The organism is Streptomyces sp. CA189 (assembly GCF_056428985.1).
In genome coordinates this window covers 82,348-103,435 of record NZ_JBWJVM010000017.1, presented here as the reverse complement: position 1 = coordinate 103,435, position 21,088 = coordinate 82,348, and the positions used below count along the sequence as shown (strand labels likewise).

At 71.0% G+C, this 21,088-nt stretch carries 18 protein-coding genes and 4 pseudogenes; 12 read left to right on the top strand and 10 right to left on the bottom strand.

From position 1 onward, the window contains the following. The first annotated feature begins 45 nt into the window (after nt 1-45). The 5 genes from AC061S_RS16640 to ctaF all read left to right on the top strand — a co-directional run bounded on the left by AC061S_RS16640 (nt 46) and on the right by ctaF (nt 6,035). Nucleotides 46-1,611, top strand: a complete 1,566-nt coding sequence (locus AC061S_RS16640) for a sugar ABC transporter ATP-binding protein (RefSeq protein ID WP_478686720.1) — start codon at nt 46-48, stop codon at nt 1,609-1,611. Further along, nucleotides 1,608-2,651, top strand: a complete 1,044-nt coding sequence (locus AC061S_RS16635; protein ID WP_478686719.1) for an ABC transporter permease — start codon at nt 1,608-1,610, stop codon at nt 2,649-2,651. Before AC061S_RS16640 ends, AC061S_RS16635 begins: the two co-directional genes overlap by 4 nt. 30 nt (nt 2,652-2,681) lie before the next feature. Then, a complete protein-coding gene (locus AC061S_RS16630; protein WP_478686718.1) occupies nt 2,682-3,830 on the top strand; it encodes a substrate-binding domain-containing protein in 1,149 nt (382 codons plus the stop codon). Nucleotides 3,831-3,973: 143 nt separating this feature from the next. Further along, nucleotides 3,974-5,647: an aa3-type cytochrome oxidase subunit I gene (gene ctaD / locus AC061S_RS16625; RefSeq protein WP_478686717.1), complete on the top strand. Its 1,674-nt coding sequence runs from the start codon at nt 3,974-3,976 to the stop codon at nt 5,645-5,647. Continuing rightward, on the top strand, nt 5,637-6,035 hold the full coding sequence (ctaF, locus tag AC061S_RS16620; RefSeq protein WP_478686716.1) for an aa3-type cytochrome oxidase subunit IV: 399 nt from the start codon (nt 5,637-5,639) through the stop codon (nt 6,033-6,035). Before ctaD ends, ctaF begins: the two co-directional genes overlap by 11 nt. A gap of 1 nt (nt 6,036) precedes the next feature. On the opposite strand, the gene qcrB is transcribed toward ctaF, so the two are convergent. Further along, nucleotides 6,037-7,701 carry a cytochrome bc1 complex cytochrome b subunit gene (gene qcrB / locus AC061S_RS16615; protein ID WP_478686715.1) on the bottom strand — a complete coding sequence of 555 codons (1,665 nt, stop codon included), beginning with the start codon at nt 7,699-7,701 and terminating at the stop codon, nt 6,037-6,039. 349 nt (nt 7,702-8,050) lie between these two features. On the opposite strand from qcrB, the pseudogene AC061S_RS16610 reads away from it, so the two are divergent. After that, nucleotides 8,051-8,236: pseudogene (locus AC061S_RS16610) on the top strand (VOC family protein); the annotation flags it as partial. Between the two features lie 92 nt (nt 8,237-8,328). Here AC061S_RS16610 and AC061S_RS16605 read toward each other — a convergent pair. Further along, nucleotides 8,329-8,475, bottom strand: a complete 147-nt coding sequence (locus AC061S_RS16605) for a hypothetical protein (protein ID WP_478686714.1) — start codon at nt 8,473-8,475, stop codon at nt 8,329-8,331. Between the two features lie 16 nt (nt 8,476-8,491). Then, a pseudogene (locus AC061S_RS16600) lies at nt 8,492-8,935 on the bottom strand (class I SAM-dependent methyltransferase); the annotation flags it as partial. A 196-nt stretch (nt 8,936-9,131) separates the two neighbouring features. Here AC061S_RS16600 and AC061S_RS16595 point away from each other — a divergent pair. Then, entirely contained in the window at nt 9,132-10,250 is a 1,119-nt protein-coding gene (locus AC061S_RS16595) for a CapA family protein (RefSeq protein ID WP_478686713.1), read from the top strand. A 3-nt stretch (nt 10,251-10,253) separates the two neighbouring features. Here AC061S_RS16595 and AC061S_RS16590 read toward each other — a convergent pair. Further along, nucleotides 10,254-11,021 (bottom strand): annotated as a pseudogene (locus AC061S_RS16590) (DUF72 domain-containing protein); the annotation flags it as partial. A gap of 22 nt (nt 11,022-11,043) precedes the next feature. Between AC061S_RS16590 and AC061S_RS16585 the strand changes: the two are divergent. The 3 genes from AC061S_RS16585 to AC061S_RS16575 all read left to right on the top strand — a co-directional run bounded on the left by AC061S_RS16585 (nt 11,044) and on the right by AC061S_RS16575 (nt 13,124). Beyond that, nucleotides 11,044-11,235 (top strand): dsRBD fold-containing protein, encoded by a 192-nt coding sequence (locus tag AC061S_RS16585; protein WP_478686712.1) that lies wholly within the window; start codon nt 11,044-11,046, stop codon nt 11,233-11,235. 159 nt (nt 11,236-11,394) lie between these two features. Then, nucleotides 11,395-12,015, top strand: a complete 621-nt coding sequence (locus AC061S_RS16580) for a SixA phosphatase family protein (protein WP_478686711.1) — start codon at nt 11,395-11,397, stop codon at nt 12,013-12,015. After that, nucleotides 12,012-13,124 carry a carboxylate-amine ligase gene (locus tag AC061S_RS16575; protein WP_478686710.1) on the top strand — a complete coding sequence of 371 codons (1,113 nt, stop codon included), beginning with the start codon at nt 12,012-12,014 and terminating at the stop codon, nt 13,122-13,124. Before AC061S_RS16580 ends, AC061S_RS16575 begins: the two co-directional genes overlap by 4 nt. Before the next feature lie 139 nt (nt 13,125-13,263). Here the strand turns inward: AC061S_RS16575 and AC061S_RS16570 are convergent, their stop codons facing one another. The 4 genes from AC061S_RS16570 to AC061S_RS16555 all read right to left on the bottom strand — a co-directional run bounded on the left by AC061S_RS16570 (nt 13,264) and on the right by AC061S_RS16555 (nt 16,446). Then, a complete protein-coding gene (locus AC061S_RS16570; protein ID WP_478686709.1) occupies nt 13,264-14,298 on the bottom strand; it encodes an amidinotransferase in 1,035 nt (344 codons plus the stop codon). A 314-nt stretch (nt 14,299-14,612) separates the two neighbouring features. Further along, nucleotides 14,613-15,053, bottom strand: a complete 441-nt coding sequence (locus AC061S_RS16565) for a nitroreductase family protein (RefSeq protein WP_478686708.1) — start codon at nt 15,051-15,053, stop codon at nt 14,613-14,615. 68 nt (nt 15,054-15,121) lie between these two features. After that, nucleotides 15,122-15,403 (bottom strand): hypothetical protein, encoded by a 282-nt coding sequence (locus AC061S_RS16560; RefSeq protein WP_478686707.1) that lies wholly within the window; start codon nt 15,401-15,403, stop codon nt 15,122-15,124. A gap of 401 nt (nt 15,404-15,804) precedes the next feature. Next, nucleotides 15,805-16,446 carry a TetR/AcrR family transcriptional regulator gene (locus AC061S_RS16555; protein ID WP_478686706.1) on the bottom strand — a complete coding sequence of 214 codons (642 nt, stop codon included), beginning with the start codon at nt 16,444-16,446 and terminating at the stop codon, nt 15,805-15,807. A 154-nt stretch (nt 16,447-16,600) separates the two neighbouring features. Here AC061S_RS16555 and AC061S_RS16550 point away from each other — a divergent pair, with 154 nt between their 5' ends. Further along, nucleotides 16,601-18,331 (top strand): amidase, encoded by a 1,731-nt coding sequence (locus AC061S_RS16550; RefSeq protein ID WP_478686705.1) that lies wholly within the window; start codon nt 16,601-16,603, stop codon nt 18,329-18,331. 152 nt (nt 18,332-18,483) lie between these two features. Here AC061S_RS16550 and AC061S_RS16545 read toward each other — a convergent pair whose 3' ends face one another. Next, a complete protein-coding gene (locus tag AC061S_RS16545; protein WP_478686704.1) occupies nt 18,484-18,633 on the bottom strand; it encodes a hypothetical protein in 150 nt (49 codons plus the stop codon). 88 nt (nt 18,634-18,721) lie between these two features. On the opposite strand from AC061S_RS16545, the pseudogene AC061S_RS16540 reads away from it, so the two are divergent. After that, nucleotides 18,722-19,428 (top strand): annotated as a pseudogene (locus AC061S_RS16540) (helix-turn-helix transcriptional regulator); the annotation flags it as partial. Between the two features lie 296 nt (nt 19,429-19,724). Here AC061S_RS16540 and eno read toward each other — a convergent pair. Next, nucleotides 19,725-21,041 carry a phosphopyruvate hydratase gene (gene eno / locus AC061S_RS16535; RefSeq protein ID WP_478686703.1) on the bottom strand — a complete coding sequence of 439 codons (1,317 nt, stop codon included), beginning with the start codon at nt 21,039-21,041 and terminating at the stop codon, nt 19,725-19,727. Nucleotides 21,042-21,088: the final 47 nt, after the last annotated feature.

The following is a 21,088-nucleotide window of genomic DNA, read 5'->3' as shown; positions in this document are numbered from 1 at the left end:
CCCACCCTCCCGAGAGGGGATCCGAGGTCGGCCCCGGAGACGTCCGTGCACGACGCCCATGACACTTCCGACACCTCGACGAGCCGCCCGCCCCGGCGCTCCGGCGGGGAACCGCTCGTGCGGATACGAGGTCTCGGCAAGCGGTTCGGCGGCACCGTCGCACTGGACGCGGTCAGCCTCGACCTCCACCGCGGCAGCGTGCTCGCCCTCCTCGGCCCCAACGGCGCCGGGAAGTCCACGCTCATCAAGGTGCTCGCCGGCGTCCACCAGGCCGACGAGGGCGAGGTGACAGTGGCCGGGCACCCGCTCGGGTCCGAAGCCGCCTCCGGGAAGATGTCCTTCATCCACCAGGACCTCGGCCTTGTCGAGTGGATGACGGTCGCCGAGAACATCGCCCTGGGGACGGGCTACCCCCGCCGCCACGGCCTCATCTCCTGGCGGCGGACCCGGGAACGCTGCGCCGAGGCCCTGCGCATCGTCGCCGGACACCTGGACGCCGACGCCCGGATCGCGGATCTCGCGCCGGCCGAGCGTTCCCTGGTGGCCATCGCCCGGGCCCTCGCGCGACGGGCTGAACTCTTCGTCCTCGACGAGCCGACCGCCACGCTCCCCGCCGCGGACTGCGCCCGGCTCTTCGACGTCCTGCACACACTGCGCGACCGGGGGCACGCCATCCTGTACGTCAGCCACCGGCTCGACGAGGTGTACCGGGTTGCCGACACGTTCGCCGTCCTGCGCGACGGCCGCCTGGTCAGCGGAGGGCCGCTCGAAGGGTACGCCCCCACCCGCCTGGTCCGGGACATCGCGGGCGGCGTACCGGCCGGGCGCGGGTGCGGCGCCGCCGTGCCCGCCGGCCGTCCTTCCGTGCTGAGTCTCGACGCCGTGACGACCCTGCGCAGCGGGCCCGTCAGCCTGGATCTGGCCCCCGGGGAGATCCTCGGCCTGGTGGGGCTGACCGGCGCCGGTCACATGCACCTGGGGCGCGCCCTGGCCGGCGCGCTGCCGCCGCTCGGCGGGCGGGCGCTGCTCGACGGCCGACCGTACCGCCCGCGCACCGTGGCAGCCGCCGTCAGCCGGGGAGTCGGTTTCGTGGCCGCCAACCGTCAGGAGGAGGGCTGCGCCCTCGATCTGACGGTCCGGGAGAACTTCCTGGCCAACCCCCGGGCGGCCGGCGTGCCGGCGTGGCGCTGGCTCGGTCCCCGCCGTGAGCGGAGTGAGGCCGCCGCCCTGATCGAACGGTTCGCGGTGCGCCCCCGCGACAGCGAGGTGCCCATCGCCACCCTGTCCGGCGGCCATCAGCAGAAGGTCGTCCTCGGCCGGTGGCTCCGCGGACGTCTGCGGTTGCTGATCCTGGAGGAGCCGACCGCGAGCGTGGACGTCGGCGCCAAGGCGGCGATCCACCGGCTGATCGACGAAGCGGCCTCCGAGGGCCTGGCGGTCCTGCTGGTGTCCACCGACTTCGAGGAGGTCGCGGACCTCTGCCACCGCGCCCTGGTCTTCGTACGAGGATCGGTGGCGGCCGAGCCGGCGGGTGCCGGCCTGACGCCTGCCGAACTCACCCGCGCGGCCTCGGCCATGCCGGCGATCACCGGAAGCACGACGGCCCCGTGACCCCCTGGTCCCCGCGCGGGCACCTCCTCGGGAACTACGGCCTGCTGGCCCTGACCGCTCTGCTCTTCCTGGTCTTTTCCGTCGCCCTGCCGGACACCTTCCCCACCCGGGACAACGTGTCCTCGATCCTCTCCAACCAGTCGATCCCCGCCCTCCTCGCACTAGGGGCGACGATCCCCATCGCCACCGGCAAATTCGACCTGTCCATCGGCTACGGGCTGGGCCTGGCGCACGTCCTGGTGATGCACCTGATCGTCGACGCGGGGACGCCCTGGCCGCTCGCCTGCCTCGCCGTCGTCCTCGGCGGGGCGCTGGTCGGCGCCCTGAACGGTGCCGTCGTCGAGTTCGCCCGGATCGACTCCTTCATCGCCACCCTCGGCACCGGCAGCATCATGTACGCCCTCACCGGATGGCTCACGGACGGCAGCCGGATCGTGCCCGGCCCGGACGGTCTGCCGGCCTCCTTCACCAGCCTCTACGACGCCCGGTTCCTCGGTCTGCCCGTGCCTGCCTTTTACGTCCTCGCCACCGTCGTCGTCCTCTGGGTGGTGCTCGAACGGCTGCCGTTCGGCCGGTACCTGTACGTCGTCGGCTCCAACCCCCGCGCCGCCGGCATCATCGGCATCCCCACCCGCAGGTACTCCGTCTACGCCTTCGCCGGATCGGGCCTGGTCGTGGGCATCGCCGGGGTCCTGCTCGCCGCGCAGCAGCAGACCGGCAACCCGAGTGTCGGCCTGGACTATCTGCTGCCCGCCTTCGTCGGCGCGCTGCTGGGCTCCACCACGGTCAAGCCCGGCCGCGCCAACGCGCTCGGAACCCTCGTGGCCGTCAGTGTGCTCGCAGTCGGGCTCGCCGGGATCGGCCAGCTCGGCGCCCAGTTCTGGGCCACGCCTCTGTTCAACGGGGGCACGCTCCTGATGGCGGTCGGCCTGGCCGGCTACGCGGCCAGGCGGCGGCTGCGCACGCGGGCAACGACGGACCGGCACCCGCCGGACGAGCCGCCCGGGCCGTCGGCGTCGCGGGTCGCCGACACCCGATAGACCCCCAGCGCATCGCCGATCAGGAGCACCGTGTACCCGAATCGCACCAGCGTCCTCACGGCCGCGGCCCTGTGGGCGGCCGCCTCCACCCTCGTCGCGGGCTGCGGAGGCGGCTCGTCGCCGACCTCTCACGCGGCCTCACCTTCGGCCGCCGGCTGCCCGGCGGTACTCGCGCAAGCGAAGGAGGCCGTCGAGCGGGCCGAGAGTACGGCCCCCTCCTGGAACGGCCCCACGACCGGCCCCGAGGCGGTTCCCGACAAGACCGTCGTCTATGTCGCCCAGACCATGACCAACCCTGGTGTCGCCGGAGTGGCCAAGGGCGTCCGGGAAGCCGCGGCGGCCATCGGCTGGCAGGTCCGGGTGATCGACGGGGACGGCACCCCCGCGGGTATCCAGGCCGCGCTCAGCCAGGCGGTCACCCTCAAGCCCTCGGGCATCGTCATCGGCGGTTTCGATCCCCTGCTCACGGCGCAGCAGATGGCGCGGGCAGAGGCCGCAGGCGTTCCGCTGATCGGCTGGCACGCGGTCGACTCCCCCGGACCGAGCACGAGCCCCCGGCTCTTCACCAACATCACCACGAAGGTGGAGGAGGTCGCGAGGGTCAGCGCGGACTGGGTCATCGCCCGGTCCGACGGCGGCGCCGGGGTCGTCGTCTTCACCGACGACTCCATCCCGTTCGCCCACAACAAGTCCGAGCTGATCAAACGACAGCTCGCGGCCTGCCCCGGGGTGACGCTGCTGGCGACCGAGAACATCCCCATCCCGGACGCGAGTCAGCGCACCCCCCAGCAGGTCTCCTCCCTGCTGTCCCGCTTCCGGGACCGGTGGACCCACTCCATCGCGATCAACGACCTCTACTTCGCCGACGCCGCCCCGGCGCTGCGTGCCGCCGGGCGCCCCGGCGAGGGGCCGCCCTACAACATCGGCGCGGGCGACGGCGACCCTTCCGCCTTCCAGCGCGTCAACAGCCGACGGTTCCAGGCCGCGACCGTCCCCGAGCCGCTGGCCCAGCAGGGCTGGCAGATCATCGACGAGTTCAACCGCGCCTTCGCCCACCGGCCGGCCAGCGGCTACGTCGCACCCGTTCACGTGGTGACGGCCGAGAACAGCGGCGGGGCCACGTCCTGGGACCCGCGGGGCTACCGAGAGGCATACCAGAGAGTCTGGCGCGGGGAGTGACCCGACGGGGGCAGTTGCGGGGCCGTTGAGCACGGCAGTCGGGGGTACGCGACCGGCGTCCCCGGCGCGCCGCCGGTTCGCAGGACGCCACGGCCTGTAGGGCAAGGGGGGCAGGCGCGACGGCGAGGCTTTCTGGAGGACGGATGACGTCGGTGGACCCTTCACCGGAAGAGGCACTACCTGACGACCGGACCGGGCCGAGAACCGCGCGGCGGGCCGGCCAGGGCTCCGCCGTCCTGGGATGGCTGTCGACCACCGACCACAAGGTGATCGGCAACCTCTACCTGGTGACGGCCTTCGCCTTCTTCCTCTTCGCCGGCGTGCTGGCCATGCTCATGCGCGCCGAACTCGCCCGCCCCGGGCTGCAGATCATTTCGAACCAGCAGTACAACGAAGCATTCACCATCCACGCAACGATCATGATGCTGCTGTTCGCGACCCCGACATTCACCGGATTCGCCAACGCGATCATGCCGTTGCAGATCGGCGCGCCGGATGTCGCCTTTCCTCGGCTCAACGCCTTTACCTACTGGGTGTACCTGTTCGGGGGCCTCCTGGTGGTCTCCGGCTTCCTGACCGCGGACGGGGCGGCGTCCTTCGGTTGGTTCGCCTACGCACCGCTGAACGGCGCCCGGTACTCCCCGGGGACAGGCCCCGACCTGTGGGCCATGGGGCTGGCCGTCTCAGGGCTCAGCACGATCCTGGGATCGGTGAACTTCATTACCACCATCGTCTGCCTGCGCGCCCCCGGCATGACCTTGTTCCGCATGCCGATCTTCACCTGGAACGTGCTGTTCACTTCGATTCTGGCGCTCCTGGCCTTTCCCGTCCTCACGGCGGCACTGCTGGTCCTGGAGGCGGACAGGAAATTCGGTTCGCATGTTTTCGACCCTGCCAATGGAGGCGCCCTGCTGTGGCAGCACCTCTTCTGGTTCTTCGGGCATCCGGAGGTCTACATCGTGGCTCTGCCGTTCTTCGGGGTGGTGAGCGAGATCCTCCCGGTCTTCAGCCGGAAACCGATGTTCGGCTACGTGTCCCTGATCGGTGCCACGATCGCCATCACCGGACTGTCCGCGACCGTGTGGGCGCACCACATGTTCGCGACGGGCGCCGTTCTGCTGCCCTTCTTCTCCCTGCTGTCCTTCCTGATCGCCGTGCCGACCGGCGTGAAGTTCTTCAACTGGATCGGGACGATGTGGAAGGGATCACTCTCCTTCGAGACACCGATGCTGTGGTCCATCGGCTTCCTCGTCACCTTCCTCCTGGGCGGCCTGACGGGTGTCCTGGTGGCATCACCGCCACTGGACTTCCATCTGACGGACAGCTATTTCGTCGTCGCCCATCTTCATTACGTGCTCTTCGGCACCATTGTCTTCGCCACCTTCGGCGGCTTCTACTTCTGGTGGCCCAAGCTGACGGGACGGATGCTGGACGAACGACTCGGCAGGATCCACTTCTGGACGCTGTTCGTCGGCTTCCAGACCACCTTCCTGGTCCAGCACTGGCTGGGTGAGGCCGGCATGCCGCGCCGGTACGCGAACTACCTCCCGAGCGACGGCTTCACGCTCCTCAACACGGTCTCCACCCTCGGGTCCTTCCTGCTGGGCCTCTCGACGCTGCCCTTCCTCTACAACGTCTGGAAGACCCACCGCTACGGCGAGCGGGTCACCGTCGACGACCCCTGGGGATGGGGCCGCTCCCTGGAGTGGGCGACGAGCTGCCCGCCACCGCGGCACAATTTCCACGCCCTGCCCCGGATCCGCTCGGAATCCCCGGCCTTCGACCTTCACCACCCGGAGGTGCCCCGTGAAAGGTGAGGCCTGGCTCTTCACCGGCACGGCCCTGTTTTTCGCGGCGACCACCATCGTCTACGGCTGGTTCTCCCGGGAGCCGGCGGGGAGCGCCGCACTCTGCGTCTCCTTCGTCATGGCGAGCCTCGTCGCCGTATACCTCTGGCGCCAGTACCGGCGCGGCGGAGAGCGGCCGGAGGACCGTAAGGAGGCCGAGGTACGTGAGGCCGGCGGCCGGCACGCCTTCTTCCCTGCCCGCAGTTACTTTCCCGTACTGGCGGCCGCGGGCAGCGCGCTGATCGGCCTGGGGGTGGTCCAGGGCCTGTGGCTGTGCCTCATCGGATTCGGCGTCCTGCTGCCGGGGGTCCTGGGATTCGCCTTCCAGAACCTCGGGACCCCCGACAGCGAGGAATAGCTCAGCCGTCCTCGGCAGACCCGTGAGCATCCGGTCCCGCGGTGATCGCGTCGATCTTCCGGCGCTGTTCGGCGGTCGTGGGGTAGGCGATCTGGTCCTCGTAGTACCAGGCGCTGATCGCCGACCGCACTCTGTCCAGCCGACGGCGCAGGCCACCGCGGTCGGCGTTGTCATCGTCGTCGACGGGGCGCAGCGGCCGCGGCCGCTCCCTGGCGAGCACGGCGTACCGCTCGGCGGCCGTGAGGGCCCGGTGCTGCGGGCGGAAGCCGCCATCGACGCCCTGGTGCACCAGGCCGGACGCGTCCCCCTCGGCCAGCAGGCGGCGCTCGCGCGCCTGGAGACCCAGGCACAGCCGTCGGGTGAGCCAGAAGACGGTCACCGGTACCGCGAAGAATCCGATGCGCAGCACCCAGGTGAGGGCGTGCACGGGCACGTCGAAGACGAAGGCGAGGATGTCCTGGCCGCCGGCGAGGAGCAGCACGCCATAGCAGGAGAGGGCCGCCACACCCAGAGCTGTGCGGACAGGCCTGTCACGCGGACGGTCGCACAGATGCCGCTCCCCCGTCGCGCCGGTGATCCAGCGTTCGAAGAAGGGGTAGGCGTAGAGGAGTGCGAAGAGGATGCCGGGCAGGACTACCGCCGTCAGCAGGGGGTTCCACATGATCGTGTGCCCCCACAGGCGTGTTTCCACACCGGGCATCAGCCTCAGTGACCCTTCCAGGAACCCGACGTACCAGTCGGGCTGGGAACCGGTGGAGACCAGGTCGGCGCGGTAGGGGCCGTAGGTCCAGATGGGGTTGATCTGCGCGACGGCTCCCAGGACGGACATCAGTCCGAAGACGGCGAAGAACAGCCCGCCGGACTTGGCCACGTACTGCGGGAAGAACGGCAGGCCGACGACGTTGCGGCCGGTCCGGCCGGGCCCCGGCCATTGCGTGTGTTTCAGGGTGAAGACGAGGAGGATGTGCACCGTGATCAGGCCCAGCAGCAGGCCGGGGACCAGCAGGATGTGCACGGGGTAGAGGCGGGACACGATGTCTTCGCCGGGGTACTCGCCGCCGAAGGCGAAGAAGCTCAGATAGGTGCCGGCGACCGGGATCGACAGCATGATCCCCTGAGCGATCCGCAGGCCGGTGCCCGACAGCAGGTCGTCGGGCAGGGAATATCCTGCGAAGCCCTCCAGCAGTGCCAGCAGGAACAGTGTCACGCCCACGAGCCAGTTCGTTTCGCGGGGGCGGCGGAAGGCGCCGGTGAGGAACACCCGCAGCATGTGCGCCCCGATGGCGGCGAGGAAGACCAGCGCGGCCCAGTGATGGATCTGACGGATCAGCAGCCCGCCCCGTACTTCGAAGCTGATCCTCAGGGTGGACAGGTAGGCCTGCGACATGAGCACGCCGCGCAACGGCTCGTAGGGACCCTGATACGGAGTTTCCCGCATCGACGGATCGAAGAAGAAGGCGAGGAACACCCCGGTCAGCAACAGCACGATGAAGCTGTACAGCGCCAGCTCGCCCAGCAGAAACGACCAGTGGTCGGGAAAGATCTTCCGCACGACCGACCGCGCCAGCTCCGACAGCGGCAGCCGCGCGTCCAAGCCGTCGGCTCCCCGCACCACCGCACGCCGCGCCTTGTTCCCCAGCCGCGCTTCCCGCCTCGAACCCGGCACCGGCCTGCACCTCCTGTCCGAATCCTCGCTACCGGGTCAGGCACGTCATCCGGAGTGCACACACAAAACTACCGAGAGCCACTCTTCACTATCAATTCAGACACGGCGCCAGACGGCTCGCCTCGACAGGATCGCCGCCCGTTTGCCGAAGCCCTCCGTCACCTGGAGGGGGCGAATCCCGTCGTACTGGGCCTGCCCCGTGGCGGAGTCCCGGTGGCCTTCCAGGTGCCCAGGCGCTGGGCGCCCCACTCGATGCTCGGTACACCCCTCGGGCACATGTGTGCCGAGTTGTTGACCTTCTTCGCGTCCACGTACGGCACGCTGTGGGGGTTCCCGCACCCGCCGTTGCATGTGGCTCCAAGTCGCGGACGTGCAGGCGGCGTACGAGGAACTGCGCGGCCGAGGCCTTGAGGTGCTGCGGCCGCCACGGCGCGAGCCCTGGGGCCTGATCGAGATGTGGATCGCCGACCCCGACGGCGTGCGCATCGCCGTCGCGGAGGTGCCGACGGACCACCCGCTGTGCTTTCGCCCCTGACCGGGTACGGGCCCGCCGCCTGCGGGTAGGGCCGGTCGGACACGTGCCGGTGGCCGCGCTCACCACGTGCTCTCGATGCCCTGAAGGCCCGCTCAGCGGCGCCCCCGGACCGCGATCACGGCCAGGGGGAACGAGATTCGAGCCGGGTCGAGGAGCTCCGCGATTCCGGCTTGGACCTCCTCCTCGCCGAGCAGGCCGCGTTCGACCAACGCGGGGCGGGAAGTCGACGAGTTCTTCAAGGTGCAGCGTGCCACCGGGAACGAGCCAGTGGCGCATGCGCTCGACCACCTGCTCGCGCTGGGGCAGGTGCATGAGGACGAACCTGGCGTGGATCAGGTCGAAGGAGTGCTCGAGGAACTCGTCGACCGTCACGTCGTGGTGCACGACGTGGAGGTTTTCCGGGCGGTCGCGGGGCATGAGGCTGACGTCGAGGTCCGTTGCCGTGACGTGGCCGCGCGGACACCGGGCGGCGAGCCACACAGCGGTTGTGCCGGTCCCGGCACCGACGTCGAGGCAGCGCCCGTCCGCCGGGACTCGCAGCGCGGTGAGCCGCTGTTCGGTGTCGGATCGAACGCCTCCGTGATGGCCCGCAGCCGGGCCGCTTCCAGCGGGTTCGTATGCCCTGGTTCGTCGCCGTACTGGCCCTCGTCGCCGTACTCCGCGGGCGGGGAGCCGACCCTGGACATGGTGTCTCCTCACGGTGTGCGGTCCCCCGGCCACGGACGCTACGCGCGCCGCCGCGCCGGGCTCGCACTCGACCCGTCCAGGAGCGCGGGGTCCACCCGCACGGCTGAGTGGTGGCGGACCTCCGCGCGTTCCACCTCAAACCCACGGCTTTCCGTGGCGACGTCGGGGCTCCCGTGACATCCCGGTGGCAGGGTTCTAGCCTGGACGCATGCAGGGTGATCTGATCACGCTGTGCCTCGTCGGCGACGTGATGCTCGGGCGGGGCGTCGACCAGATACTTCCGCACCCCGGTGACCCGGCGCTGGCGGAGACGTACGTCCGGGACGCCCGGTCCTACGTCGAGCTGGCAGAGGCCGCGAACGGCCCGATTCCCCACCCGGTCGATTTCTCCTGGCCCTGGGGCGACACGCTCCGGGTCCTCGACCGGGCCGCGCCCGATGCCGTGGTGCTCAATCTGGAGACCAGCGTCACGCGGAGCGACGACTTCGCGCCCGGCAAGGCGGTCCACTACCGCATGCATCCCGCCAACCTGCCCTGCCTGGCCGCCGCCCGTCCCGACGTTTGTGTCCTGGCGAACAACCACATCCTCGACTTCGGCCGCCGCGGGCTCGCGGAGACCCTCGACGCACTGGCGGGCGCCGGGTTCGCCGTGGCGGGGGCGGGGCGCGATGCGGACGGGGCCCGCCGGCCGGCGACGGTCCCCGTCGAGGGCGGCCATCGGATCCTGGTCCACTCCTTCGGCATGCCGTCCAGCGGAATCCCGCCGAGCTGGGCCGCCGCGGCGGACCGAAGCGGGATCGACTACGTGGCCGAGCCGTCGGACACCGCGGCAGCCGCCGTGGTCGCCCGGATCCGGCAGGCGAAACGGCCGGGTGACCTCGTCGTCGCCTCGATCCACTGGGGATCCAACTGGGGCTACCCCGTCCCCCGCGACCAGGTCCGCTTCGCGCACGCACTCGTCGACGGAGGCGCGGACGTCGTCCACGGGCATTCCTCGCACCATCCACGCCCGCTCGAGCTGTACCGGGGAAAGCTCATCGCCTACGGCTGCGGCGACCTGGTCAACGACTACGAGGGCATCACCGGCTACGAGAACTACCGGGACGACCTGCGGCTGCTCTACTCCGCCTCGCTCGAGCCCGACACCGGCAGGCTCCGCGAACTGCGCATCACGCCCCTCCAGACCCGACGCATGCGGCTTCGGAGGGCGTCGGCGAAGGACTGCCGGTGGGTTCGGGACCTCCTGGGCCGGATCAGCCGCGGCTTCGGCTCGCGCATCGCGTACGACCCAGACGGCATCCTCACCCTCGGCGCCCAGCCGGCGTAAGCCCGCGAGGGATGGTGGCGTCCGGCTCACCGTCCGGCCCAGCGCGGCCGCGGCCCGGGCGAACTTCGCGGCGTCGACGACGGCCGCACCTCCCAGGTCGTTGTTGAAGTACACGTACACGTCGTCCTGGTCAGGCCAGGCGTCAGCGATGCGTCCGGCCCAGGATGTCAACGCCTGCCGGCCGTAGTGGGGCGGTGGCTCAGCCATGCCGCCGTGGAAGCGCACGTATCCCCAGGACGCGGTACGCCACAACGGCGTCACCGGCCGCGATCCCCGGTCCGCCCAGCACAGCGCGCTACCGTGCCGCTCCAGCACCGCCCGCAGCTCCCGCTCCGCGTCCCACCACGAGGTGTGCCGCAGTTCAACGGCGACCCGGACCGTGCCTGAAAAGCAGCTCAGGCACGTGTCCAGCGCCCCGACCTCCTCCCGGAGGTTGGGCGGCAATTGCAGCAGGACGGGCCCCAGCCGGTCACCGAGACCCTCGGTACGGTCCACCAGCCGGCGTACCGGCTCCTCGGGGTCGTGCAGCCGCTTCATGTGGGTCAGATAGCGGCTTGCCTTGACCGCCATGACGAACCCCTCGGGCGTCCGTTCCCGCCAAGACTCGAAGATCTCCTTCGCCGGAAGCCGGTAGAAGGCGTTGTTGTTCTCGACGGTGGCGAATCGCCGGGCGTATTCCTCCAGCCACAGCCGCTGCCGCAGGCCGGTCGGGTAGAGAACGCCACGCCAGTCCTCGTACTGCCACCCCGAGGTTCCGACGAGCATGGGCATGCCCCACCCCTACCCGTGAGCAGTGGGTATATCCATACCGGAACGGGCTGAGATCCCCGCGATCGGTGACGAGCTTGCGGCGAGCCGGGCGATGCGCGACCTGGCCGGTCAGCTGATGCGCGCCGCCGACCTCGACCTGGCCGCGGTGGGCGCAGTACCCGATCCGCCGCGCACCGGTTACGGCTGGCCGGACGACGCGGGCCCGGCCAGATAGGCCGCTTCGCCGCCGGGGGCTGAGCATCGCAGGGCCGGCGCAGGAAGTGCGTGGCGCTGCTCTGGCGGCCGCGCCCGCGGCTGGGCGTCCACCACAGCGGCCTCGTCGGCCCGCCCGGTCCGGTGGACCGTGCGAGGCTGAGGTCATGAGGCTGAGGTCATGAGCGCGGGAGCCGCCGCCTGTCTGGTGCTGCTGCGGCACGCCAAATCCACCTGGCCCGACGTCGCGGACCACGAGCGGCCCCGTGGCCCGCGCGGTCTGCGGGACGCGCCCGCGGCGGGCCGCTGGCTGCGCGATGCCGGCTGCCTGCCCGCACTGGTGATCTGTTCCACCGCCCGGCGGGCCCGCGAGACCTGGGCACTGGCGGCCGGACAGCTCGGCGCCGAGGTCCGTGTGCGTTTCGACGAGCGGGCGTACGCCGCCGAGCCGGACGACCTGCTGGAGGTGGTGTCCGAGGTGCCGGCGGAGGTACGGACGCTGCTGCTCGTCGGCCACAACCCGGGCGTGGCGGATCTGGCCGCCAGCCTCGCACAGAAGGCCGTGGACGCCGTGGACGCCGCGGCGATCGAGCGCCCGTTCGAGAAGTTCCCGGCATCCGCCATCGCGGTGCTCGCCTGCCCCGGTCCCTGGCAGGAACTCGCGCCGGGCTCGGCCCGCCTGACCCACTTCGCCGTCCCCGGGGCGCCGCCCGCTGACGTACGCCGCATGCCCGGCCGACCGCACCGGCATCCGTCTGCACTAGCCTGCTCCGGCCGCCGGGCGGGTATCCGTCTCCCGTGATCACGATCGGGGTCGAGGAAGAGTTCCTGCTGCTCGGCGCCGCCACGGGCCTCCCGGTGCCGCTCGCGGCGAAGGTCCGTACGGCGGCGGGGTTGCGGCCCGGGGTGAGACAGGAGGAGGTGCAGGCGGAGCTGCTCCAGGCGCAGCTGGAGATCGCCACGCCCGTATGCACCTCGCTCCGCGAGGTGGGCGGCCATCTGCTGCGGATGCGCCACGCGCTCGGTGAGGCGGCCGAGGCTTTCGGCTGCCGGGTCGCCGCCTGCGGCTCCCCTCCGCTGAAGGAGTCGGCGCCGGTCCCCGTGACGGAGACCCGGCGCTACCTGGAACTGCGGGAGCAGGCGCCGCAGCTGGTGGCGGAGCAGCTGATCAACGGCATGCACATCCACGTGGGTGTCCCGGACCGCGACCGTGGGGTGGCGGTCCTCAACCGCATCCGTGTGTGGCTTCCCGTACTGGTGGCCATGGCGGCCAACTCTCCCTTCTGGGGCGGCATGGACACCGGCTTCGCCAGCTGGCGCACGGTGGTCTTCGGGCGGTGGCCGGTCAGCGGCCCCCCGCCCCGGTTCGAGGGCCTCGCCGACCACGAGCGGCGGGTACGGTCCCTCCTGGCCGGCGGGGTCATCCGCGACACCGGCCAGATCTACTGGCAGGCCCGTCTGTCCGAGCGCTATCCGACGGTGGAGATCCGGTGCGCGGACGTACAGCTGGACGCCGACGACGCCGTCCTGTTCGCCGGACTGGTCCGGGCACTGGTCGCCACGGCGCTCCGCGAGGCCGAGACGGACGCCCCCTTGCCCTCCTGCCCGCCCGAGATGCTCCAGGCGGCGAACTGGTACGCCGCGCGGCACGGGCTCAGCGGAGCCCTGCTGACGGCCTGCGGTACCAGGCTGAGCGCCCGGCAGCTGCTGGACCGGCTGATGCACCACGTCTCCCCCGCCCTCGCGGAGGCCGGGGACACCCAGGACGTCACCACCCGGCTCAACCGGCTCCTCCGCCAGGGCACCCCCGCCGACCGCCAGCGCCACGCCTACGCCCACGGCGGCATCCGCGCGGTCCTCGACCTCATCACGGCAACCATCGAACGGCCGGATGACGGGAAGTCAGCATGACTCTTTGGATGCGCAGCAGCCACCGGGCCGGCGCAGCAGCGGCGTGGCTGCTCGGCGACCTCGGTGCTGCACTGGGGCCGCAGCGGCGTCGGCTGGGCCCGGGGCCCCTGAAGGTTGAGCGCGCTGTCGTAGCCCTCGCCTATCGGGCCGGCATGGGTGCGTGGCGGATTCTGCGCAGGTCGAGCGTGGCACAGTGGAAGGAGCCTCCCAGTGCCTGGACATGACGGAAGGGAAGGTGCAGCGGCGTGAGACCCAGTGAGACGAGGAGCGCCTGGAGCTTTTCGTCGCCTGCTTCGACGACAACGTGCTCGTGGTCAATGACCAACAGGTTCATGTTCACCCAGGGGCTGGTCATGTAAAGCGGTGGGCTGTCGCGTGGTTCGGGCGTGGGTGCGGGTAGGAGTTCCCAGCCTTCCAGTGGACTGCCGGCGAGGTGGACGGGATCGATCCGCTCGGGGTTGTACAGGGCCAGGCCTTCGCGCAATGGACACAGGGTGGCATCGATGTGCATGGCGTGCGGGTCATCGGGCTGTAGTAGATGGACACGGGTTTCGTATCCGAGCTGGTGGCGCAGGTGGTCAACGCCTGAGCGGTTGGTGACGTGGCTGAGCTGACCGACGATCGTCCCAGGGCCCAAGCGCAGGAAGTCGGCGGCGTCCCACGCGGCGCGACCCTCGCCGATCACCCGGCGTCCGGAGTACGAGGGACCGCTGGCAAGGGGGTCGACGCCGAGATCCACGGCCGACGGCAGCCAGTGCGCACCCGACTGGCGCAGCCGCTGCAGGAGCGGCCAGTAGGCGAGTAGCTCGTGACGACGGGTGCGCCATGCCATCGGCGCTTCGACCAACCGGTTGCCCATGACGAGCAGGACATCCCGAGGCATGGCGGCGCAGTAGCCGTCCAGTCCTGCCCACGGCACCCGACGGGGGCGGTGCACCACGCAGCCCACGCCTTCCAGCAGTTCCGCGAGGCCTTGAAGTTCCCGCTCGGCAGCCTCGACGATCCAGGGCGGGAAGGGGTGGCCCGGGCGGAACTCCCCCCAGTGCTCCCGAGGCATCGTCGCCTCGATCATGCGCTGGTCCTCGGCCGGGAACATCGCCCCGTAGGCGGTGCCGACCACCACCTCGCGCAACGGACTCCACTCGTCGCAGGCGTCCACCACGATCATCTTCATCGCTCTCCTGGCGGCCACGCCGCACCGTTCGAATGGCGTCGTCCGATCTCACTGCCGTCCGGCCCGACGAGCACCCCGACATCATCGACGAGTGGAGGTCAGCCGGGTGGGCGCCGCCACACCGGTCCGCCCGAATCAGGGACACCTTTTTCGGCCAAGGCCGGATGCGTTCAGACCGTGACCACCAAAGCAACGGCCGCGACCTTCATCCGCGCCATCCCTGCCGGCCTGGCCGTGAGAAGGGACTGAACGCCAGGGACGGAAAGTGTCCCCCCTGTAGCCAATGGCGGGCCGTGCCCTCACGGGAAGGTCAGTCACGGCTGGCTCACGCGCTCAGTGGTGCGGCGAAAGGCGTCAAGGCCAGCCGTGTCATCCGGGCCGGCCGGGTGGGGGCGTCCGGCGGCGAGGGTGTACAGGACGCTGTGGGTGGCGCTGTGGAGGCCGGCGGGCCTCGACGGCGCTGTCGTCGAAGGCCGCGCTCTGGAACGGGCCGAACCCAGTGCGGTGGCGGACAGAGCGACGTTCTGGCCGAGGTGCCCGGCGTTGAGGAGGCTGACCCGGTAGGCGCGCGGGTGGCGGTACTTCGCCCTCATCCGCTCCCAGGCAGCGACGACGAAGACCACGAAGGCCGCCTGCTCGGTGCCCTCCTGGTGGGCGCAGAGCTGGGCGGTCTCTCTGTGGGTGACGCCATCACCGAGGAGTTCGAGGCTGTGCTCGCGGGAGTTGCAGTGGAAGAGGCCGGCGGGGATGCCCATGCCGTTGGGGGTGGCAAGAGAGGCGTCGAGTTCCTGACGCGCTCCGCCGGCCGAGCCCGTGCGCCGGATCAGGGCGCCGGATCAGGGCGCCGGATCAGGGCCGTCGAGGAACCGGTCGGCCCGAACAACGCGGCAAGCAGAACCGCAACGTCGCAGGTGGCGTAGTGGAAGAAGGACGTCTCGTGCGACCAAGGCCCCCAGGCATCGTCCACGTGCGCGTCCTGTGCGGCCTGCGTGCTGCCCTCCTCATTCAGGAGTCCGCATTCCAAGAGGGCCGCGGCAGCCTTCGTGACCGTCTCGGGGAGCAGGTGCGGCAGAGCGCGGCGTGCCTGTCCCGCGGGGCGCCTCATCGATTCCCTCGTCACACCGCACCCGTCCGGTCCAGCCCCTGGCGAAGTCCCCCCGCCGGGCGCGGTACTCGTCAGATGCGCCCAGCCGTGCGGTGCGAACCGCTGAGGGGCGGTCCCAGTCGGCCGCGCAGCAGGCGGGGCCGAGCAGGGCGACCTTGATGCCGGAAGCGACCAAGACCGAGATCCGGACCAGCCACGGACCAGCACAGCGATGGAGACGGACTCGGTCTGCATCTTCGCTGGTCAGCGCTGTGTGAGTGCTGTACCGCCAGCAGACCAAGAACCTTTTTTGCAGCTATTCCCCGAAGGCTGTGCGTTCGGCGGCACTTAAAGCCCCGCCTCCGGACCAGTAGCGGACCGGGCTCCGTCCTACGCGAAACCGATACGTGGGGAAGCCGTCGTCACGCCTGACCGGTCGGACGCAGTTCGCGTTCGAGGGCGGACAGGGCGAACGCGTCCGCGGAGGTGTCCTGCCAGCGCGACCGTCCGAACATCACGTCTTCGGAGAGACCGCTCAGCATGGCCACGGCCCGGATGGTGAACTCGGGAAGGTCCACTTCGGCGAAGTGCCCCAGGTCCCGGCCCTCACGAAGGATGGCTTCCAGTCGCTCGTCCCAGCCGTCCAGCAGGGCGGTGAGGATGCGCCGGCCCGCCTCGTCGTGGCGCTGGGCCAGCACCTGCGTCCACAGCGCGTAGCGTTCGTCACCTTGATGACGGGGCAGGTAGAAGCGGACGAACAGGTCCAGCTTCTCAGCAGGGGACGCGGCCTGCTCGGTGGCCTGATCGAACCGGGTCCAGAGGTCCGCTTGGCTCCATGCGAGGACTTCGAGCAGCAGTCGATCCTTCTTGCCGAAGTGGTACAGGATGTGCCCGGTGCTCATGCCGGCCCGCGCGGCGATGTCCGACATCCGCAGGGCCGCGGTGCCCTTCTCCGCGATGACGCTGATGGCGGCCCGCATCGCCCGCCCGCGCGCTTCGTCCCCGGTGGACTGACGCTTCCTGTCAACCGGGGGCCGGGCCGGCCAGGTCTCTGACGTCGACATGCGCCTACCTCGGTTCCGGGAGTTTAGATTCTTAGTCTAGACTGAAAATCTAGTCAGTGCAGTGAGGGGCGTGCGTGACGTCCGTGACGTCCGTCGGCCGGCCCGACGCGCCGGCGTCCCACCTGCCCGACCCGGCCACCCAGGAGACACCCGTATGACGCGCGGATTCGATGTTGTGGAGACCTGTATCGCCGACCTGCGCGTAGCGCTGGAGAAGGGCGAGGCCACCGCGGTAGGCCTGCTCGACGCCTACCTCGCGCGGATCGACGCGTACGACCGGCCCGGTACGGCTACCGCTCTCAACGCGATGGTCGTGATGAACCCGGACGCCCGCGCCGAAGCGGAGGCCTCCGACGCCCGCCGCGCGCACGGCGAGAGCCTCGGCCCACTGGACGGCATCCCGTACACCGCGAAGGACAGCTACCTCGCGAAGGGCCTGACGGCCGCGTCCGGCTCCCCCGCCTTCGAGCACCTCGTCGCGCAGCGCGACGCCTTCGCCATCGAGCGGCTGCGCGCGGGCGGGGCCGTCCTCATCGGCCTGACCAACATGCCCCCGATGGCGAACGGCGGCATGCAGCGCGGCGTGTACGGCCGCGCGGAGAGCCCGTACAGCGCCGACTGGCTCACCAGCGCCTACGGCTCCGGCTCCTCCAACGGCTCCGGCACCGCGACGGCTGCGTCGTTCGGCGCCTTCGGCCTCGGCGAGGAGACCTGGTCCTCGGGCCGCGCCCCCGCCTCGAACAACGCGCTGTGCGCCTACACCCCCAGCCGCGGCGTGATCTCGACCCGCGGCAACTGGCCGCTCGTACCGACCATGGACGTCGTCGTCCCGCACACCCGCACCATGGCCGACCTGCTCGAACTGCTCGACGTCATCGTGGCCGACGACCCGCAGACGCGCGGTGACCTGTGGCGCGCACAACCGTGGGTGGCGCTGCCCCCGGCGTCGCAGGTACGCCCCGCCTCCTACCTGACCCTCGCACCCGCCGAGGCCGCATCCGACGCGCTCGCCGGCAAGCGCGTCGGCGTGCCCAGGATGTACATCAACGCCGACCCCGACGCCGGAACGAACCCCGACGGAGGCATCGGCGGCCAGACCGGACAGCGCATCGACACCCGCCCCTCGGTCATCGCGCTGTGGGAAGCCGCCCGCCGCGACCTGGAGGCCGCCGGCGCCGAGGTCGTCGAGGTCGACTTCCCCGTCGTGTCGAACTACGAGTGCGACCGCCCCGGCGCGCCCTCGTTGTTCACCCGCGGACTGGTCAGCCGCGACTTCCTCACCTTCGAGATCGAGGACCTGTCCGCCTGGGCCTGGGACGACTTCCTGCGCGCCAACGGCGACCCGGCTCTCTCCACCCTGGCCGCGGTCGACAGCACCCGCATCTGGCCCAAGCAGGCAGGCGAACTGCCCGACCGCTACGACGGCTTCGACGACACCATCGGCGACTACCCGCGCTTCGTGCGGGAGCGCCCGTACGCCTCCCTCGCCGAGATGCCGCACCTCGAACAGGGGCTGCGCGGACTTGAGGAGGCGCGCCGGATCGACCTGGAGCTGTGGATGGACGGACTGGGCCTGGACGCGGTGGTCTTCCCGGCCGTCGCGGACGTGGGACCCGCCGACATGGACGTCTCCGCGGCGTCCGCCGACCTCGGCTGGCGCAACGGTGTCTGGGTCGCGAACGGCAACCTGGTCCCCCGCCACCTCGGCATCCCGACCGTGACCGTACCGATGGGCACCATGGCGGACACCCGCATGCCCGTCGGCCTGACCTTCGCGGGCCGTGCCTACGACGACAACACCCTGCTGACCCTCGCAGCGGCCTTCGAGATGACCGGCAGCCGACGCACGGCGCCGCCGCGTACGCCGCGCCTGTCGGCGGAGTGACCGCGCACACCACGTAGGTTCGTCCGACGCCGGCTTGGTCCAGCCGACACGGCAGCCGAGTTGGCTACTCCCTGCCACCCATGGCGGCCAGATGACTCCCCGTCATCTGGCCGCCGCTGGGGAATCTCAACTGGCCACCGACATCGGGGCCGTCAGCCCGCGTAGCAGTTCATCTCCCAGGTCACGCCGTACTTGTCCTGGACGATGCCGTAGACCGCACCCCAGGGCTTGGGCTCCAGCGCCTCGTGGACGGCGCCCTCGGCGGGTGCCGATGTGGATGGCCCGCCGGCAGGGGGATTCAATAGGTCACGGTGTGACCTATTGGGTTCCCGCACCCAAGGCCAGCCAATAGGACCGGTTGTGTCCTGTTGGCCTGGGATGCTCGCGCCAATGAGCGACACCCCCGCCCGCCTCCTGCAACTCCTCTCCCTGCTCCAGTCACCCCGCGAATGGCCCGGCCACGAACTCGCCGACCGCCTCGGCGTCAGCCCGCGCACCATCCGCCGCGACATCGACCGGCTGCGCGAGCTCGGCTACCCCGTCCACGCCACCCAGGGCAACACCGGCGGCTACCGCCTCACCGCCGGCACCGCCATGCCGCCCCTCCTCCTGGAAGACGACGAAGCCGTCGCCATCGCCATCGGCCTGCGCACCGCCGCCGCGGGCTCCGTCACCGGCATCGAGGAGACCTCCGTACGCGCCCTCGCCAAGCTGGAGCAGGTCCTGCCGTCCAGGCTGCGCCACCGGGTCACCGTCCTCCAGGAGGCCGCGGTCGCCGTCCCGCAGCACGGGCCCACGTCGACGCCGAGCACCTCGCCCTCATCGCAGCCGCCTGCGTCGCCCACGAGGAGCTCCGCTTCACCTACCGCGCGGGCAGCGGCGCCGAGACCCGCCGCCTGGTCGAGCCGCACCAGCTCGTCGCCGCCGGACGCCGCTGGTACCTCGTCGCGTACGACACCGACCGCGCCGACTGGCGAACCTTCCGCCTCGACCGCCTCGCCGACCCCTTCCGTACGGGCTCCCGCGTGCCGCCCCGCGAACTGCCGGGCGGCGTCGACGCCGCGACCTGGGTAGCCGAAACCCTCACCCGCACCGAAGGCCTGCGCGCCCCGGGCGAGCGCGTGCTGCGGGCCGCCGCCACCGCAGAGCGGCTGGAAGCCGACCGGTGAACGGGCAATGTCGTCAAGACCAACGCGACCGACGTCCTGCGCCGTGAACTGCGCGGAGGCAAGGCCGGCCACGACTGGGTCATGGTCGGCACCTCCACCGACGGTCCACAGGAGAAGGCGCCTGACCTGGGCTTTCGCCCGGCAGGCGCCTTCTTCGAACGCTGGCATCGATCTTTCGCGCCGGTCGCGGTGGCGGAACCCACCTGGTCGCCGCCGCCCGCTGTTTACGCCCGGCGCAGTGCGGAGCGGCCCGCGTAGCGGGCCGAGTCGCCGAGTTCCTCTTCGATCCGGATCAGCTGGTTGTACTTCGCGGTCCGGTCGGAGCGCGACAGCGAGCCGGTCTTGATCTGGCCGCAGCCGGTGGCCACCGCGAGGTCCGCGATGGTGGTGTCCTCCGTCTCGCCCGAGCGGTGCGACATGACGGCCGTCCAGCCCGCCCGGTGGGCCGCGGCCACGGCGGCCAGCGCCTCGGTCAGGGTGCCGATCTGGTTGACCTTGATCAGGATCGAGTTGCCGGCGCCGGTGCGGATGCCCTCGCTCAGCAGGGTCTCGCTGGTGCAGAACAGGTCGTCGCCGGTGAGTTGGCAGCGGTCGCCGACGCGGGCGGTCAGCTCGCGCCAGCCGTCCCAGTCGTTCTCCGCCATGGGGTCCTCGATGGAGAGGATCGGATAGGAGTCGATGAGCTTGACCAGGTAGTCGACGTTCTCGGAGGGGGTACGGCGCACTCCCTCGCCCGCGTAGTCGTACACCCCGTCGCGGAAGAACTCGGAGGACGCGGGGTCCATGATCAGGCCGATGTCGGTGCCGGGGCGGTAGCCGGTGCGCTCGATGGCGGCCATCACGAAGTCGAGGGCCTCCTCGGCGGTGCGCAGGGCGGGGGCGAAGCCGCCCTCGTCCCCGACCCCCGTGGAGTGGCCGGCGGCCAGGAGGTCACGGCGCAGGGTGTGGAAGACCTCGCTGCCCATGCGGACGGCTTCGGCGAAGGTGTCGGCGCCCACGGGCGCGATCATGAACTCCTGGAAGTCCAGCGGATTGTCCGCGTGGGCCCCGCCGTTGACGATGTTCATCATGGGCAGCGGCAGGAGGTGGGCGTCGGCCCCGCCGAGGTAGCGGTAGAGGGGCTGGCGGTGGGCCGCCGCGGCGGCCTTGGCGGCGGCGAGGGAGACGCCGAGGACCGCGTTGGCGCCGAGCCGGGACTTCGTGGCGGTCCCGTCGAGGGCGACCAGGGCGGCGTCGAGGCCGGCCTGGTCCGCCGCGTCCCGGCCGCGCACGGACGCCGCGATCTCCCCGTTGGCGTGGGCCACCGCCTGGTCGACGCCCTTGCCGTGCCAGCGCGTCGAGTCCCCGTCGCGCAGCTCCACGGCCTCCCGGGCACCGGTGGAGGCGCCGGAGGGGACGGCCGCGCGCCCCAGGGACCCGTCCGCCAGGACGACGTCGACCTCGACCGTGGGGTTGCCCCGGCTGTCGATGATCCGGCGGGCGGTGACGGTCTCGATGGTGGCGTCGGTGATTTCGGTGGGTCCTACTGCCTGTGTGGACATGGTCGTTCCTCCCCGTTTTCGCGTGCCGTGGCCCCGGCTGCGACAGC

What these genes read in the sequence shown, in the direction of transcription:
- ctaD (WP_478686717.1), top strand. Translation starts at nt 3,974, where the DNA reads ATGACGTCGGTGGACCCTTCACCGGAAGAGGCACTACCTGACGACCGG.
- AC061S_RS16595 (WP_478686713.1), top strand. Translation starts at nt 9,132, where the DNA reads ATGCAGGGTGATCTGATCACGCTGTGCCTCGTCGGCGACGTGATGCTC.
- AC061S_RS16580 (WP_478686711.1), top strand. Translation starts at nt 11,395, where the DNA reads ATGAGCGCGGGAGCCGCCGCCTGTCTGGTGCTGCTGCGGCACGCCAAA.
- AC061S_RS16570 (WP_478686709.1), bottom strand. Translation starts at nt 14,298, where the DNA reads ATGAAGATGATCGTGGTGGACGCCTGCGACGAGTGGAGTCCGTTGCGC.
- AC061S_RS16565 (WP_478686708.1), bottom strand. Translation starts at nt 15,053, where the DNA reads ATGGGCATCCCCGCCGGCCTCTTCCACTGCAACTCCCGCGAGCACAGC.
- AC061S_RS16560 (WP_478686707.1), bottom strand. Translation starts at nt 15,403, where the DNA reads ATGAGGCGCCCCGCGGGACAGGCACGCCGCGCTCTGCCGCACCTGCTC.
- AC061S_RS16555 (WP_478686706.1), bottom strand. Translation starts at nt 16,446, where the DNA reads ATGTCGACGTCAGAGACCTGGCCGGCCCGGCCCCCGGTTGACAGGAAG.
- AC061S_RS16550 (WP_478686705.1), top strand. Translation starts at nt 16,601, where the DNA reads ATGACGCGCGGATTCGATGTTGTGGAGACCTGTATCGCCGACCTGCGC.
- eno (WP_478686703.1), bottom strand. Translation starts at nt 21,041, where the DNA reads ATGTCCACACAGGCAGTAGGACCCACCGAAATCACCGACGCCACCATC.